This is a genomic window from Paenibacillus sp. O199 (genome assembly GCF_001636635.1).
In the GTDB taxonomy this organism is placed as follows: domain Bacteria; phylum Bacillota; class Bacilli; order Paenibacillales; family Paenibacillaceae; genus Paenibacillus; species Paenibacillus marchantiae.
Genome location: NZ_LGRP01000035.1, coordinates 1 through 15,047, shown reverse-complemented (window position 1 = coordinate 15,047; position 15,047 = coordinate 1). Strand labels below are relative to the sequence as shown.

15 protein-coding genes are annotated in these 15,047 nt (G+C 45.6%); 2 read left to right on the top strand and 13 right to left on the bottom strand.

Annotation, left to right across the window (positions count from 1 at the left end):
* Positions 1 to 37: 37 nt before the first annotated feature.
* From A6049_RS27855 to A6049_RS27845, 4 genes are all read right to left on the bottom strand, one after another.
* Positions 38 to 1,003: a cation diffusion facilitator family transporter gene (locus A6049_RS27855; protein WP_063567708.1), complete on the bottom strand. Its 966-nt coding sequence runs from the start codon at positions 1,001 to 1,003 to the stop codon at positions 38 to 40.
* A 74-nt stretch (positions 1,004 to 1,077) separates the two neighbouring features.
* Positions 1,078 to 1,986: a protein translocase subunit SecF gene (secF, locus tag A6049_RS32820; RefSeq protein WP_079697664.1), complete on the bottom strand. Its 909-nt coding sequence runs from the start codon at positions 1,984 to 1,986 to the stop codon at positions 1,078 to 1,080.
* Positions 1,976 to 3,226, bottom strand: coding sequence for a protein translocase subunit SecD (gene secD, locus A6049_RS32815; RefSeq protein WP_079697663.1), 1,251 nt, complete (start codon positions 3,224 to 3,226; stop codon positions 1,976 to 1,978). The genes secF and secD overlap by 11 nt, the downstream gene beginning before the upstream one ends.
* Before the next feature lie 90 nt (positions 3,227 to 3,316).
* Positions 3,317 to 3,556, bottom strand: coding sequence for a post-transcriptional regulator (locus tag A6049_RS27845; RefSeq protein ID WP_175383441.1), 240 nt, complete (start codon positions 3,554 to 3,556; stop codon positions 3,317 to 3,319).
* A 223-nt stretch (positions 3,557 to 3,779) separates the two neighbouring features.
* On the opposite strand from A6049_RS27845, the gene spoVB reads away from it, so the two are divergent.
* The gene (spoVB, locus tag A6049_RS27840; RefSeq protein ID WP_063567707.1) at positions 3,780 to 5,381 is read left to right on the top strand and encodes a stage V sporulation protein B; all 1,602 of its coding nucleotides are present in this window, start codon (positions 3,780 to 3,782) and stop codon (positions 5,379 to 5,381) included.
* 3 nt (positions 5,382 to 5,384) lie between these two features.
* On the opposite strand, the gene A6049_RS27835 is transcribed toward spoVB, so the two are convergent.
* A complete protein-coding gene (locus A6049_RS27835; RefSeq protein ID WP_063567726.1) occupies positions 5,385 to 6,107 on the bottom strand; it encodes a YetF domain-containing protein in 723 nt (240 codons plus the stop codon).
* A gap of 222 nt (positions 6,108 to 6,329) precedes the next feature.
* Here A6049_RS27835 and A6049_RS27830 point away from each other — a divergent pair, with 222 nt between their 5' ends.
* A complete protein-coding gene (locus tag A6049_RS27830; RefSeq protein ID WP_063567706.1) occupies positions 6,330 to 6,722 on the top strand; it encodes a TIGR04086 family membrane protein in 393 nt (130 codons plus the stop codon).
* A gap of 133 nt (positions 6,723 to 6,855) precedes the next feature.
* On the opposite strand, the gene yajC is transcribed toward A6049_RS27830, so the two are convergent.
* The 8 genes from yajC to A6049_RS27790 all read right to left on the bottom strand — a co-directional run bounded on the left by yajC (position 6,856) and on the right by A6049_RS27790 (position 14,773).
* Entirely contained in the window at positions 6,856 to 7,167 is a 312-nt protein-coding gene (yajC, locus tag A6049_RS27825; protein WP_063567705.1) for a preprotein translocase subunit YajC, read from the bottom strand.
* 66 nt (positions 7,168 to 7,233) lie between these two features.
* Entirely contained in the window at positions 7,234 to 8,370 is a 1,137-nt protein-coding gene (gene tgt / locus A6049_RS27820; RefSeq protein WP_063567704.1) for a tRNA guanosine(34) transglycosylase Tgt, read from the bottom strand.
* Between the two features lie 45 nt (positions 8,371 to 8,415).
* Positions 8,416 to 9,444, bottom strand: a complete 1,029-nt coding sequence (queA, locus tag A6049_RS27815) for a tRNA preQ1(34) S-adenosylmethionine ribosyltransferase-isomerase QueA (RefSeq protein WP_063567703.1) — start codon at positions 9,442 to 9,444, stop codon at positions 8,416 to 8,418.
* A gap of 7 nt (positions 9,445 to 9,451) precedes the next feature.
* Positions 9,452 to 11,554, bottom strand: coding sequence for a SpoIID/LytB domain-containing protein (locus A6049_RS27810; RefSeq protein ID WP_063567702.1), 2,103 nt, complete (start codon positions 11,552 to 11,554; stop codon positions 9,452 to 9,454).
* 51 nt (positions 11,555 to 11,605) lie between these two features.
* A complete protein-coding gene (ruvB, locus tag A6049_RS27805) occupies positions 11,606 to 12,616 on the bottom strand; it encodes a Holliday junction branch migration DNA helicase RuvB (RefSeq protein WP_053779099.1) in 1,011 nt (336 codons plus the stop codon).
* A gap of 55 nt (positions 12,617 to 12,671) precedes the next feature.
* Positions 12,672 to 13,286 (bottom strand): Holliday junction branch migration protein RuvA, encoded by a 615-nt coding sequence (gene ruvA / locus A6049_RS27800; RefSeq protein WP_063567701.1) that lies wholly within the window; start codon positions 13,284 to 13,286, stop codon positions 12,672 to 12,674.
* Positions 13,283 to 13,786 (bottom strand): crossover junction endodeoxyribonuclease RuvC, encoded by a 504-nt coding sequence (gene ruvC, locus A6049_RS27795; RefSeq protein ID WP_053779097.1) that lies wholly within the window; start codon positions 13,784 to 13,786, stop codon positions 13,283 to 13,285. Before ruvC ends, ruvA begins: the two co-directional genes overlap by 4 nt.
* A gap of 294 nt (positions 13,787 to 14,080) precedes the next feature.
* Entirely contained in the window at positions 14,081 to 14,773 is a 693-nt protein-coding gene (locus tag A6049_RS27790; RefSeq protein WP_063567700.1) for a BofC C-terminal domain-containing protein, read from the bottom strand.
* Positions 14,774 to 15,047 lie beyond the last annotated feature (274 nt).

Sequence of the window (15,047 nt, the reverse complement as noted above, 5' to 3'; positions counted from 1 at the left end):
ATAACGCTCCTTTCCTGATCTACTGAACCAAGCTTCATTACTGAATTAATGTCGCTTCAGGATCTGGCAGTTCATGATTGGATTTATAAGGATATCCAGGATCATAAGGTACAGCCTGGATCTGTACTTCTTTCACATGACTGAAACGAGTTAAGAGAAGTGTCTTCGCCCGGTTCGCAATCTCTTGTGCCTCGAGCACGGAAATTCTAGGGTTCACACTAATGACCAGTTCAATCGTAACATCATGTTCCTGTTCACGTGCTACCAGATGTTCAATCGTAATAATGCCATATACACGCTGCACCGTCTCTTTGAAGTCAAGTGCTTCTTCCTGTTCCAGTTCCTGAACAAGTGAACCATATACGGTATCCACAATCATTCTGTAGCCTTTGTGAAGCACAAAACAGGAAGCGATCAATGCAGCTGCGGGATCCATATATCGAAGAATACTCCACCCCATCGTTTCTCCTGTCATGGAACCTACAATACCGACTAAGACGATAAGTGAACAGTAAAGTGCCCGACGATGTTGCTGTGCATAAGCGAGAGCCTGCGATTGATTTCGTTTACGGAAATATCGGTATTGATATTGAAAGATTGCTTCTTTCACAGCCAATGCTGCAAAAGCTACCACAAGTGCATGGGTATACTTCTCTAGCGATTCTGGTTCATCTCCAGACAGACTACTCAAAGCGGAAATGGCGATCTGCAAACCTCCCATAAGGATGAGCACAGATAATAATACCGAAATTCCAGGTCTCGCGATACGTGAATGTTCCTTTGACCGCTCCCTACGAGCCTTTCTTTTTGTTTGTACAGACTTCGAGGGAAAGAGGCCGGACAATGAAGAAGCAGCTTCTGAAGCAGAGTGAAGGCCGTCTGCAAGCAACGATTTGCTGTTTGCCATATAACCGAACCCAGCCTTGATTACTGCAAGTGTCAAATTCCCGGCGATCCCGCTCCACGTGGCAGCGTGAACAGAAGGGAAACGTTCTCTGGTCATGGCGATGCCCCCCTTAATACTCTACCTAAAGTTGCAAAACCGCGCCTAGCAGACGCGGCTTGACAATACAATGTTTAGTTGGATGCTTTGACAGCTGCTTTAGGTTTCTCTGTTTGTTTACCTTTGAGCGCCAGCCACAAAGGAGCGGCGATGTAGATCGAAGAATATGCACCGAACAACGTTCCGATGACCATAGCAAGTGAGAACATGCGAATGGATTCTCCACCAAAAATAAACAAGCAGAGCGAAGCGACAAACACGGTGAATGTTGTATTCAGGGAACGTGTCATCGTTTGCGCCAAACTGCGGTTGACTACTTCACGCAAATCGGCTTTCGAAGTCTTTTTAGCAAAACGCATATTCTCACGAATCCGGTCGAAGATAACGATTGTATCATTGATCGAGAATCCGACAATGGTTAGAACAGCCGTAATGAAGGTCAGATCCACTTCCAATCGGAAGATCGAGAACACACTAATAACTACAAATGCATCATGGAAGAGCGCAATTACAGCAGCCAAACCAAACCGCCATTCAAATCGGATAGCTACATAGATCATAATCCCGATACTTGCGATAAGAACCGCGTATATGGCATTACGTTCAAGCTCTTTAGCCATCTCCGGATCAACCGTGTTGACTTCATAGGAAGCAGTTGGATCAAGCTTAGTAAATTCTTGCTTGAACTTACTTTCCTGGTTTTCATCCAACTCATTCGAGAAACGAACGTTAACCCGATCAGCACCAGTTGTGATTTGAACATCACCTTCGTCAACGCCAAGGTCTTTCACAATAGGATTGATTTGTTCGGTTGTGATCGCCTTGGATACCGTGATATCTACATTTGAACCGGCACGGAAATCTACCGCATAATTCAATCCCAGGGCCAAAATGCTGATGATACCTGCAATCGTCAAAATGATGGAAAAGGTATAGGCAATTTTACTGCCTTTAATATAATCAAAATTCCAATTAAAGCGCACGAATTTCACTCTCCTTCACTCCGAAATACTTAGGCTTCTTCAATACGTTAGCCCGCACAAGCAGGGTCAACAGGAAGCGGGAGAAGAAAATATTCGTGATAATGCTGGTCACGATGTCAAAAATCAGTACCAGTGCGAAACCTTTAACCGCACCTGTACCCAAGAAGAACATAACTGCTGCAGCAATGATGGTTGTAATGTTGGAGTCAATAATCGTACGGAAGGAATGTTTACCTCCTGCTTTAACCGAAGACAATATCGACTTACCACTGCGCATTTCTTCCTTAATCCGCTCGTACGTGATGATGTTGGCATCCACGGCCATCCCTATACCCAGGATAAATGCCGCGATCCCCGGAAGGGTAAGCACGAATTCTCCCATATAGAAGATTGCAAGTACCAACCACGTATGTGTAATTAGGGCAAAACTCGCAATAATCCCCGGAATACGGTACAGACCAATCATGAACACCAGGATAATTACGGAACCAATTAATCCCGCTTTAATCGTCTGGTCCAGAGATAGTTTACCAAGCGTTGCACCAACGCTTTGAGAGTACTTCTCTGTCAGTTTCAACGGCAACGCGCCCAAATTAATGGTATCGCGAAGCTGATTGGCTTCCTCACGTGAGTAGTTACCCGTGATTTGCGCAGAGCCGTCACTCAGCTGCTGTTTAACTTCTGGTGCTGAAAGCAACTGATCATCCAGATAGATAGCCAAAGGTTGTCCAATCAAACGTTTGGTGATTTCAGCAAACTTGGCTTTGTCTTTAACCTGGATATCGATCATCGGTGCGTTCAACTGGCTGAATACCACTTTGGCACCATTCTCCACGAACTCATTTCCCCGAAGCTCGATTTTAGTGTATTCGCCTTCTTTGTCATTCTCAGCTTTACTGCGGAAGGTCATGACAGCCGGCTCTTTCATTTTCGCTCTGACTTCAGCCTCGTCGGTAACCCCGGCCAGCTTCAAGCGGATCCGATTCGTTCCTTCAGTTGTTACTTCCGGCTCGCTTGTTCCGAGCGCATTGGCACGGCTCTCCAGACTTTTTGCTGTTTGCACCAAAGATGCTTTGGTGACTTGTTGTCCTTGTTCCAGCGGCTCTGCTTCATATAAGATCTCGTAGCCTCCTTTTAAATCAAGGCCCAAGCGTATATTTTTGAGCAGCCCTGGACTTGTGCCCAACATTACTCCTGCGGTCACAAGCACGACCAAAATGAAACTGACGATTCTTTTCATGCCGTTCCTAGATCCCCTTTCGTTCTCAATATTCCTATTATAGCGATGCCGTAAAAAGCAGTCAATTTCCAACAAAAAAGATCCCTTTCGTTAGAAAGAGGACCCCCGGTATGCAGACACGGTCATAAAGTTCATAAAGCTTGTTGCTTTCAGTGACAATATGTCGTTCACCAGTTGGTGAAGCGGTGGAATGCCCTGCTTTTCATATTTATGACTGATGCAATTCCAGACATCTTTGCTGGTGACATATTCGTAACCGACAAGCCTTAATTCCTCTGCCTTGCTGCGGCAGAGCATCTCTATAGACTGTTCCAACTCCACATCATTCATTTCTTCCAACGGGGAGCCTCCCTTCATACATCCAAGCCTTTATGCGGCATCAATATTACATCATTCGACTTTACCCGATCATATTCCTTCTTGCTGGTGATGGATCTTTTTGTTAATCGTGTCCAAGTTGTCATGAGAAGATATTGGACTGGCATAGGATGAAGAACGACGGCTTTGTCCCGTTTATGAATACCTGTACTCCAACCGGGAAAGAGGGGTAGTCTTGAAGAAACAAACTTTTATCCAGGGAGCCATGATCCTGCTCGCCGCAGGCATTATTAATCGGATTCTCGGGTTCATCCCGCGCATTGTGCTGCCACGAGTTATCGGTGCAGAAGGTGTTGGCATCTACCAACTGAGCTATCCCTTTTTCATCGTACTCGTCACATTGATCACTGGCGGTATTCCATTGGCCGTAGCCAAACTCGTAGCCGAAGCGGATACAGGTGCCAACCGTTATTCACCCCAACGGATTCTGCAAATTAGCCTGAGCTTCACACTGACCCTTGGCGTTGTGTTTATGTTTTTGTGCATCATATTCGCTCCATGGGTTACCCGTTATGTTCTAACCGATGAGAGAGTCTATCACACGTTTGTCAGCATGAGCCCTATGATTGCCATCATCGCCGTATCTGCAGTCTACAGAGGGTATTTCCAGGGAAAGCAAAACATGATGCCTACGGCTGTTTCATCAATCGTAGAAACGGTCATTCGTATTATCTGTGTGATCTGGTTTTCCTGGCTCCTCTTGCCCCGAGGAATTGCCCAAGCTGCAGCAGGAGCCATGCTGGGAGCACTTGTTGGTGAATTCATCGGTATGCTCGTATTATTGTGGAACTATGCCAGACAGAAGAAATATATGGATCAACATCTGCCCGTACTCGAATCTCCAATCGAACCCAAACCTGCTATTTCAAAAAACTCAACCGGCTCAGAACCTGGACTTCTTCGTCGTTTACTCGCGATTTCCGTACCTGTAACTGCCGGGCGGTTAGTTGGTTCCCTCTCCTATCTCGCTGAGACGATTGTAACCGCACAGAGTCTAGCTATTGCAGGTATCTCCAAAGGGCTCGCCACGGCCCAGTATGGTGCATTACAAGGTATGATCATACCGCTACTTCTACTGCCGGGAGCCTTAACTTCCTCGTTAGCCACGTCACTTGTCCCCTCATTGTCTGAGGCCTCGGCGCAAGGTGACCGTGCTCTCATACATAAACGGATGCATCAGGCTCTGCGTCTAGCACTCGTAACAGGTGCTCCATTTTCTGTTTTTATGTATGTGCTTGCCGAACCGATGTGTCTTGTTCTGTATAATGATGCATCGATTGGAAGCATGCTTAAGCTCATGGCTCCTTTTGCTTTGTTTATCTACATTCAAGCTCCTCTTCAAGCTGCTCTTCAGGCACTTGATCGTCCAGGAAAGGCACTACTCAATACATTTATTGGTGCTGTCATTAAAATTACGTTGATTTTGGTACTCGCCTCCCGGCCGGAATACGGTATTTTTGGAGCGGTAATTGCCATTTGTGTGAATTCAACGATCGTTACTCTTTTACATGCAAGAAGTGTGCGCAGCCTGTTACAGTTCCGTTTCAAGATGATGGATTGGGTCAAAACAGGCACTGGTATGGTCATCATGGGCGCCGCTACTCTGGTCATTTATGAACAGACTGCATCCTTGCTTCCATTTTGGCTCAGAATGCTTCTCGCGCCCCTTGTTGGTCTGATCGTCTATTTCATTGTTATGGGCTGGACCAAAATGATTGATTTTCATGATCTTTCCCGTGCGCCCTTTATTGGTTCCTGGTTTAAACGCCGTTCTTAAACGTCAGTTATCTTTATCATCTTTGGAACTTACATAAATTTTTCCGTTATGATCGATGGAACAGATAAACACGTCTTTAAAGTCCATAATACCTTTGTGCTGAATCTGATTTTTAAGCCAAAATCTGGTTTTTTGGATCAGCTCAAGGTTTTGATCCTGAACTTTGCCATCCATGATCAATGGCAATGGCAGCCCTTCATATTTGATATTTTCAAACCCTTCTAATTTGTTTTTTCGCGCTTTTTGTTTGGAATTAGATCCTGTCGAACCAGATCCTGATGAGCCGCTGTTGCCGCTCGAAGAACTCTGACCTTTCGGAAAAACAGTTAGCTTGCCTGTGGTCTCCAATATGGCAAATTCCACATCTCCAATGCTGTCTACATTTTGTTCGCGAAGCTGTAGAAGCAGATCATCCAGATTGTAACGCTGCTTTCGCATTTCATCTCGATGTAATTTCCCTTTGGAGATTAACACGGTCGGCTTGCCATCAATCATTAACCGAAGCTTGCGGCTTTTGAGACTGAGAAATGCCATAGCAATCTGCACTACTAGTACCGTCAGCATCGGTACAATACCATGGAATAACGGTTTATTGATATCTTCAATGACAAATGCCGCAATTTCTGCAAGCATGATGGATACGACAAGATCAAACATGGACAGCTTCCCGATCTCACGTTTACCCATTATCCGAATTGAGCCATAGACAATAAAGTACATGAGCATGGTTCGAAAGATATGTGCTCCGACATCTGAGAAATTCACAACAGGGTTCCTCCTTCGGATCTGAATTTTATACAGGTACCTGAAGCGTAATCCCTATTTTGGCCTGAAGCTCACATGCTCATGCAAATATAATCCGTTCATTTAATGGAAAATTCAGTTCATAAGTCAGAGGGCTTGACCATACACTGTATTAATTTCAAACTTGTACAAGGGGGTCGCTTCATGCAGTTGATTCGCCGAATGGTTTCATTTCGAATGTCTAACCCGATTCTTTCGGGCCTCTGTCATGCTTTTGTGTGGATGATGTTAGGCGCACTGATTCTATCCTTCTTTCTCTGGATGACCGGAATGCGGGAACAGGATCTTTCCCTGTATACGTACGTTGTTCATGGCTTGTCCTTGCTGGTTGGTGGCTTTGTATCTGGCAAGAGGTCAGGTGAGCGAGGCTGGTACCACGGAGGTATTACCGGAATGGTCTACGGACTAATTGTATTGCTGATTGGGTTTCTAGCACTCGATGCCTCATTCAATTGGAAAGACAGTCTGCAGCTTGCAAGTGCATTTCTGATTTCTGCACTAGGCGGTATATTTGGAGTCAACACACGAAGATCATAGAAGATCGGGGTGTAACGGTTATTTGAGAAAAAGAAAAAGAGAACCGGGTCTCCATGGAGATCCAGTTCTCTGATAGTGAAAAATACGCTGCAAACGTACTCATAGCCTTACAGGCTTTTTGAACATCTATGATTTATTCAGCCGTTTCACGTGCAACTGCACTGCTAATTGCATTACGATCGAATGTCAGTTTAGTAACATCGTTTACACGCAATACAACCACATCGTCTGTGATTTCAGCAATCGTTCCGTGAAGACCGCCGATTGTAACAATTTTATCGCCTTTTTTCAATTGACCTAACATGGAATTACGTTGCTTCTGTTTTTTGTTCTGTGGACGAATCATCAAGAAGTAAAAAATTGCAACCATGAGTACCAAAGGTACAATCAAAGATACAATTCCACCGCCAGCATTAGCGGTTGTAGCTGGTAATGCTTGGAACATTCAAACTCCCCCTTTTCGACTATACGTACAGATAATGCTTGTTACTTCGGTTCCGCAAAAACCTGGTCAGAAACCTTTGTCATTGTCATGAAGACCATATTGATCGAAAAATTCATCCCGGAAATCAAGCAAACGATCTTTCATTATGGCTTTACGCACATTGCGCATCAAATTCTGCAAGAAATGAAGATTGTGGATGGTCGTCAAACGTAAGCCAAACGTTTCATCCGCTTTGATTAAATGACGCAAATAGGCTCTTGAATAGTTACGACAAGTATAGCAATCACATTCAGGGTCTAGTGGCCCAAAATCAGTTGCAAACTTGGCATTACGAACTACCAGACGTCCTTGGCTGGTCATCGTTGTTCCGTTACGGGCAATTCGGGTAGGCAGAACACAATCGAACATGTCCACTCCGCGAATCGATCCCTCAATCAATGCATCGGGTGAACCAACACCCATTAGATAGCGTGGTTTATTGGACGGCAACAAAGGAATTGTGTAATCCAATACACCATACATCAAATGTTTCGGTTCTCCAACACTCAGTCCACCAATAGCATAACCCGGGAAATCCATGGAAGTCAAATCTGCCGCGCTCTGGCGACGAAGATCTTCATGCATGCCCCCCTGTACGATAGCAAACAGCCCTTGATCATTCGGACGAGCATGACTTTCCAGACAACGTTCTGCCCAACGGCTTGTTCTTTCAAGTGATTTTTTCACATATTCATACTCAGCAGGATAAGGCGGGCACTCATCAAATGCCATCATAATGTCGGAGCCCAGTGCATTCTGGATTTCCATTGCCACTTCAGGCGAGAGGAATTTTTTATCTCCGTTTAGATGGGAGCGGAAGTTAACGCCTTCCTCCGTAATTTTGCGCATCTCACTCAGAGAAAACACTTGGAACCCGCCACTGTCAGTCAAAATCGGGCGATCCCAGTTCATAAATTTGTGCAATCCGCCTGCCTGACGAATAATTTCATGGCCAGGTCTCAGGAACAGATGGTAAGTATTGCTCAGAATAATCTGTGCATCCATCTCTTTCAGTTCTTCGGGACTCATCGTCTTCACCGTGGCCTGTGTTCCTACAGGCATGAAGGTTGGTGTCTCAATAATACCGTGAGGTGTATGTACACGTCCCAAACGAGCTCCGGATTGTTTACAGGTTTTGATATGTTCGTACGTAATTGCTGCCATTGGTTTTAATCATCCTCTAAAAATTAATCGTAATACCTTCATATCTTAATAAATCAACATGGCATCGCCAAAGCTGAAGAAACGATATTGTTCTTTAATTGCTTCCTCATATGCATGCATGATTTGTTCTCTACCCGCAAGCGCACTGACCAACATGACCAATGTGGATTTGGGGAGATGAAAATTCGTAAGCATCCCGTCGATTACTTTGAAAGTATATCCCGGATAGATAAAGATTTTGGTCCAGCCGCTGCTCTCTTGCAACTGCCCGTCTTCAAAATTGCTTCCTACCGTTTCAAGTGTACGACAACTTGTCGTTCCTACAGCAAATATACGGTTGCCACGTTTTTTCGTTTCATTAATTAGATCCGCTGTCTCTTGAGACAAAGAGTAGTATTCCTCATGCATGACATGCTCTTCAACTTTGTCAACCGACATAGGCCGAAATGTTCCGAGTCCAACGTGAAGCGTGATGAAAGTTACATTAACGCCTTTATCCCGAATCCGATTCAGCAATTCATCTGTAAAATGTAATCCTGCTGTCGGCGCAGCGGCTGATCCTTCATGTTTCGCATATACCGTTTGATACCTTTCGCGGTCGTCCAGCGTCTCTCTGATATAAGGAGGCAGCGGCATTTCACCCAAGCGATCCAGAATCTCTTGAAAGATTCCATCATAGGAGAACGTAAGCAAACGCGCACCCATTTCGCCTTCCTCATCAATGACTGCCCTGAGCTCGTCACTAAAAATGATGACCGAACCGGCTTTCAGCTTCTTGCCTGGTTTAACCAAAGCTTCCCAACGATCGCCCTCCACGTTTTTGAGCAGAAGTACTTCAGCCTTTGCCCCCGTGTCCTCTTTGGTTCCGAACAAACGCGCTGGAAGAACACGTGTATCATTCAACACCAGTGTATCTCCAGGCTGAAGGAAGTCGATAATATCAGGAAACGTGTGATGGTTAACCTCACCGCTTTCCTTATTTAAGGTAAGCAACCGGGACGCTGTGCGGTCAAGCAGTGGAGTCTGTGCAATTAATTGCTCCGGCAATTCAAAATCATATAAGTTCACATTCATATTCAATTCATTCCTTAACAATAGTCGCATTTTGATAATAGTGTTTCAATATTGCCTGGTAATCATACCCTTCATCAGCCATGCCTTTGGCACCCCATTGGGACAAACCTAATCCGTGCCCATTACCCTGACCGATGATCATGAAGCTTTGGCCCTGAGTTACAGCTCGAGCTTGACCATCACCACTCATAACCACAAGAGCATTACCGGATGAAGTTCCTGTGCCCGAGGCAGATAGTACAGCAGCACCCTGTGAGCCGGTTTTGCTTGCTGTTTTGCCGTCAGCGCCTAATACAGTATAACTTCCGGTCCCTGCAATATCAAATAAAGTACTCGGTAATCCACCTAAAGCAGAGCGGTATGTATCTGCATATTTTACCGTCATCGGCTGGCCGTTGGCTGTAACTTCAAGTGCCCTTCCTGATGGCCCACGCTTGGTCACTTCGAGCGTTGAGATCGAAGATGGAACAGTAGAAGTCGTTTTACCCTGCAGGGTTTTAACCAACTGGGCTGACGTGAATGGCCCTCTTACCCAAGCATAATCGTTGGACTGCGGCACTTTGGCCAGAACAACAGCCTCGTTGCCTGGATTCATTTTCGCTACCGGATCAACATTGGATTGAATTAACGGAACGGGACGCACATTGGTATTTTGGGCAGTAACCGTCACTTTGGCTAAACCCGCATCCGTTTTGGTCGTTAAATCTTTTACATTATCCTCGCGGATATATCCGCTGACTCCTGTACTTAACAGCACATGATACCATGTCTGTAATCCAGCTTGAGCCGATGTATCTCCAGGACTATCCACATTAATGAACACATCCGCGCCCCCATTCCATACCTCGGATGGGTGAGCAGTCTGCCCCCCTGCATTGGAAGAGAACACAGCTTCTACGATTTTACCACCGCTCTTGATGACTTCTCCAGAAGTAGCATCAACCGCGCTGGAGACTTTATCATTCTCTGAACCCATTCCGTTGTACGCCTGACTGAGCGTGGTATCCACAACGTTGGCAATTTTAAAACGATCTCCCTGTTGAAGCGCATAAGAGCGTGCAGCGATAGCCTGTACTTTCAGCGCTTCGGCTGGCCAGGATGAATACACTTCTGCACCAACAACAGAGTATAAATATTGCTCCAGTGGAACTACATTAACCAAAGCCAAATCGCCGCTTACAATGCTAATTTCCATGTCACCGCGATATGTCCGTCCGGAACGTTCCACCACTTTGATTCCACTACCGTCTCCTTGCACAAACGCCTTGGCCTCACTGCCGGCAATAGTGTAATGCGGAGCTGTTTTAAGTGTATCTGTGCTTAACCCGGCATCCTGGCGGATGATAAGCGCAGCACTATTACTGTTTACCGGAGACAGGTTTACTCCTGGAACACTGGCTTCCACACTTTTTTTGAATGCAGACAGATCAGTATCTGATGAGGCTTCTCCCACCCATACAGCATACCCTTGACTCCCTCCATCCAGTTGAAGCGCCGTATAAGAACTAACTCCTGCCGATGAAAGGGATGCTTGTGCCGCTTCTGCCTCTGGAAGTGAGCTGTAGACTCCTGCAGACAGACGCTTGCTGCCCGTCACCGCTGGTTTTTGTCCACCTAGTTGGGCTGCAGCCACTTTCTGTACACGTGCTACCGCTTGTCCAGCCAACGCCTCTGTTGCATAGTTTCCGGTGTAGAGTTGATAGGTCGCTTTACCATTCAGAGACGTTGTAAACAACAAGGGTTTATCACTAGTGGCCTGCAACAATTTTGCGGCTGCTGCTGCCGTTTTGAAATCCCCTGTTTCCAACACTTTGACGCGGAATCCATCCGCACTGAAACGGATTTGTCCTGCTGGAAGAGTTATACTTGCTCCGCTTTCCGAACCGACATTCCATTTTCCACTCGACTCAAGCGTAATCAGTGGTGTAGTCGATTTATACGTACTTCCCAGGTTCGCAAACATGGCTACCCGGATCATCTGCCCATCACCTTCAGCGGCATAAACAGGCACTTGCAGGCATCCTACCGTCAACAGAGCTGCGGCCAAGACCTTCAAACGCCGACTCCACTTCTTTGTTTGTATTGCTTTCACGATCAGTCTCCTCTCCATGTTTGTCCCAAGTTGTATATTAAGATGAATCTCATTGATATATAGTCACAATTATTTGGCGTCTCTCGGTGGAACTGGCAAACCCAGATGATGATAGGCCAGGTCCGTTACAATTCTGCCCCTCGGTGTGCGTTGAAGCATGCCAATCTGCAATAGATAAGGCTCGTAGACATCCTCAATGGTCTGACTCTCCTCACCAATCGTAGCGGCAATCGTATCCAGACCCACAGGGCCTCCCCGGAAACTGTTAATCATTGATTTGAGCATTTTATGATCGATCTCGTCCAGACCACGCGGATCAATCTGAAGACGTTGCAGCGCTTCTTCCGCCAGAGCCTGTGTGATGATACCATCACCCCGTACCTGGGCAAAGTCACGCACTCTTTTTAGCAGTCGATTGGCAATCCTCGGTGTCCCACGGGAGCGCAATGCGATCTCTTCGGCGGCATTACCAACAATCTCCACCCCTAGAATCTCTGAGGCCCGTGAGACGATGTAGGCCAGCTCATCCACCGTGTAGAACTCCAGTCGACTGATAACACCAAACCGGTCTCTGAGAGGCGCAGAAAGCAAGCCTGCACGGGTTGTAGCACCAATCAGCGTAAAGGATGGCAGATCAAGACGTACGGAGCGGGCACTTGGCCCTTTTCCGATCATGATATCCAACGCGAAGTCTTCCATGGCGGGATACATCACTTCTTCTACCGTCCGATGAAGGCGATGAATCTCATCAATAAACAGGACATCCCCTTCTTGCAGGTTTGTAAGTAATGCAGCTAGATCACCTGGGCGTTCAATCGCCGGTCCCGATGTTGTACGTAAGTTAACACCCAATTCATTGGCAATGATATTGGCAAGTGTTGTTTTACCCAGTCCAGGCGGGCCATATAACAACACATGATCGAGCGCCTCATTGCGCATCTTGGCGGCTTCAATGTATATTTTCAAATTCTCCTTGACCTGGTTCTGCCCGATATATTCATTCAAATACCGGGGACGAAGGCTAAGCTCCACAGCTTGATCCTCCATCATCAGGTTCGCGGAAATAATCCGGTCATCCATGTTCATCCCTACCTTTTTTATGCGGCTTACTGCTCTATTATAGAGGCAAAATTAATTATCCCGTAAACAGCATTTGCAGTGCCCGTTTCATCAACACATCAACAGAATCGGCCGAAGTAACATCTTTCTTCAGTTTGAGCCATACTTTATCCAGTTCACTGTCGGTATAACCCAGCGCCTTAAGACCTTCACGTGCCTCATCCCAGGCAGAGCCGCTTCCTGCTTCTTCCGAAGGAGGAGCAAACAAACCTGTTGCATACGTGGCAGCACCGAAACCATCCAATTTGTCCTTAAGGTCCAGTATCATACGCTGCGCTGTTTTCTTACCAATCCCCGGCAGTTTGGTCAGGAACGTCAGATTCTCTTGATAAATTGCAGTCACGACATGGTCCGGCGTACCGCCAGCGAGTATACCCAGAGCAACTTTGGGTCCAATACCTGATACCTCGATCAGCTTGCGAAATAACTTCTGTTCTTCACGAGTCCCAAAACCAAACAGCAACATCGCATCTTCACGTACATGGTGATGGGTATACACCATAATTTCGCCTTCTTGCTTCGCAAATGCAAAAGGATTCGGACAGAATACACGATAACCAACGCCATGTACATCAAGCACAATATATTCATTTTCCAGATGTACGAACTGTCCTCTTAGGAAATCAATCATTTTCGCAATACCTCATTCAACTTAGAGTTTAATGTATATGAGTGTGCATGACACACTGCTACAGCCAAAGCATCTGCTACGTCATCCGGCTTCGGAATCACCTGTAAACGTAAAAACATTTTGACCATTTCCTGCACTTGCCGCTTCTCTGCTTTTCCGTATCCAACAATCGCCTGCTTAATTTGCATCGGCGTATATTCGGCAATAGGCAGTCCCTTCTGGGCAGCAGCCAGTACCATAACACCTCTAGCCTGACTTACAGACATCGCTGTTGTGACGTTACGATTGAAAAAAAGTTTCTCCAGTGCTACCGCGTCCGGTTTATATTTATCAATCAGCTGTACCATGCCCTCATATACATGAAGCAGCCGTTCCTCTTCAGGGGTATGAGCTTCTGTCTGAATACAGCCATATTGTACAGGTGTTACCTTACTGCCGATTTTATCCACAAAACCAAAACCGACAATCGCAATCCCCGGGTCAATTCCCAAAAAACGCAAATCCATCTCTCCCTTACAAAAGCGAACATATGTATCGTTCATTTCATTATAACAAAAGATAGGCCCTACGGCAGGAAAAACTTTGTCCTTCCATATACTCGCCTCAATTCGTGAATAACCTACAATCTTTATCTCCTATATTCAGGTGTATCGGTCATGGAACGACAAAAAGGACATCTTTCGATGTCCTTCGTTTCCCCTCGTATGTTGTATGACCTACGAATATCCTTCGACCAGAAACTTCTCCTCTACGCGATGTAAACAGATCCACTCAATGCAGATCAGCCTGTTCTTTTATCCGCCATTACGGATTTCTTTATTGGCCTCATCCACCGCATAATCGCTGAACGTAGAGATTACACTGTCGTACTCATCCTTGTCCTGAATACGAATACCTTGCTGCAATTGCTCCAACACACCTTCAGGCAATGATGTCTCTAACGTGCCTACGTCCAATTGAAAAAAAGTACGGATGACTTTCTCTTCTGTGGGCCGTCCTTCATAAAGATTGAGATTACCCACAGCATCTATGCTAATATACGCCTGCTCTTTACATAATGGAGAAAGATCATCCACATGTTGCTTAATGCGTAACACTTCTGCCGATTCAACCTGAGCACCCCAATCCGGATGTTGAACGAGCAGCATCTTCAATTGAGGAATCGCCATCTTACCTAATTGTTCCGTTTCTACCCCACAGATATATTGCGTCTCCAATACAACACTCGTTAAACGGTCCGGATCAGACCCGAGTTGTTCCATCAAAGTCTGAATTTCTTGCTCTGACCTTTGTTCACTCGCAGCAGGTCCCATTACAGATACAGCCTCACTGAAATTGGTCGTTAATAAACGCTCAATCGCAGAAGAAATCGGCAAACCACTGTAAGCCAGTATAGCTACGGCAACCAAAGCTGCAGTCATCCACACTGTTCTTTTCCATCGACGCCAGCGTCTCTTAAATTGTTTTTTGAAGTTAAACGTGTTCACATGAACCCCTTCTATCACTTTTTAAACCTATTGTGACCGAAAGAACTGGGGTTTATGCAAAATTAACCTAAGGCACCAGCAATACTTTGCGCTTGAGCTTAAACAGGATGAGATCTATATTATTTATACCTTATTAAAGGTTGCCATGAATTAAGAGGTTGTGATTGCATAAAATAGAATTAACTTTTAAAGAAAAATAAAAATACGGACTATCTATAAATAGATAATCCGTATTTTTTGAGATCGGGATGACACGATTTGAACATGCGACCCC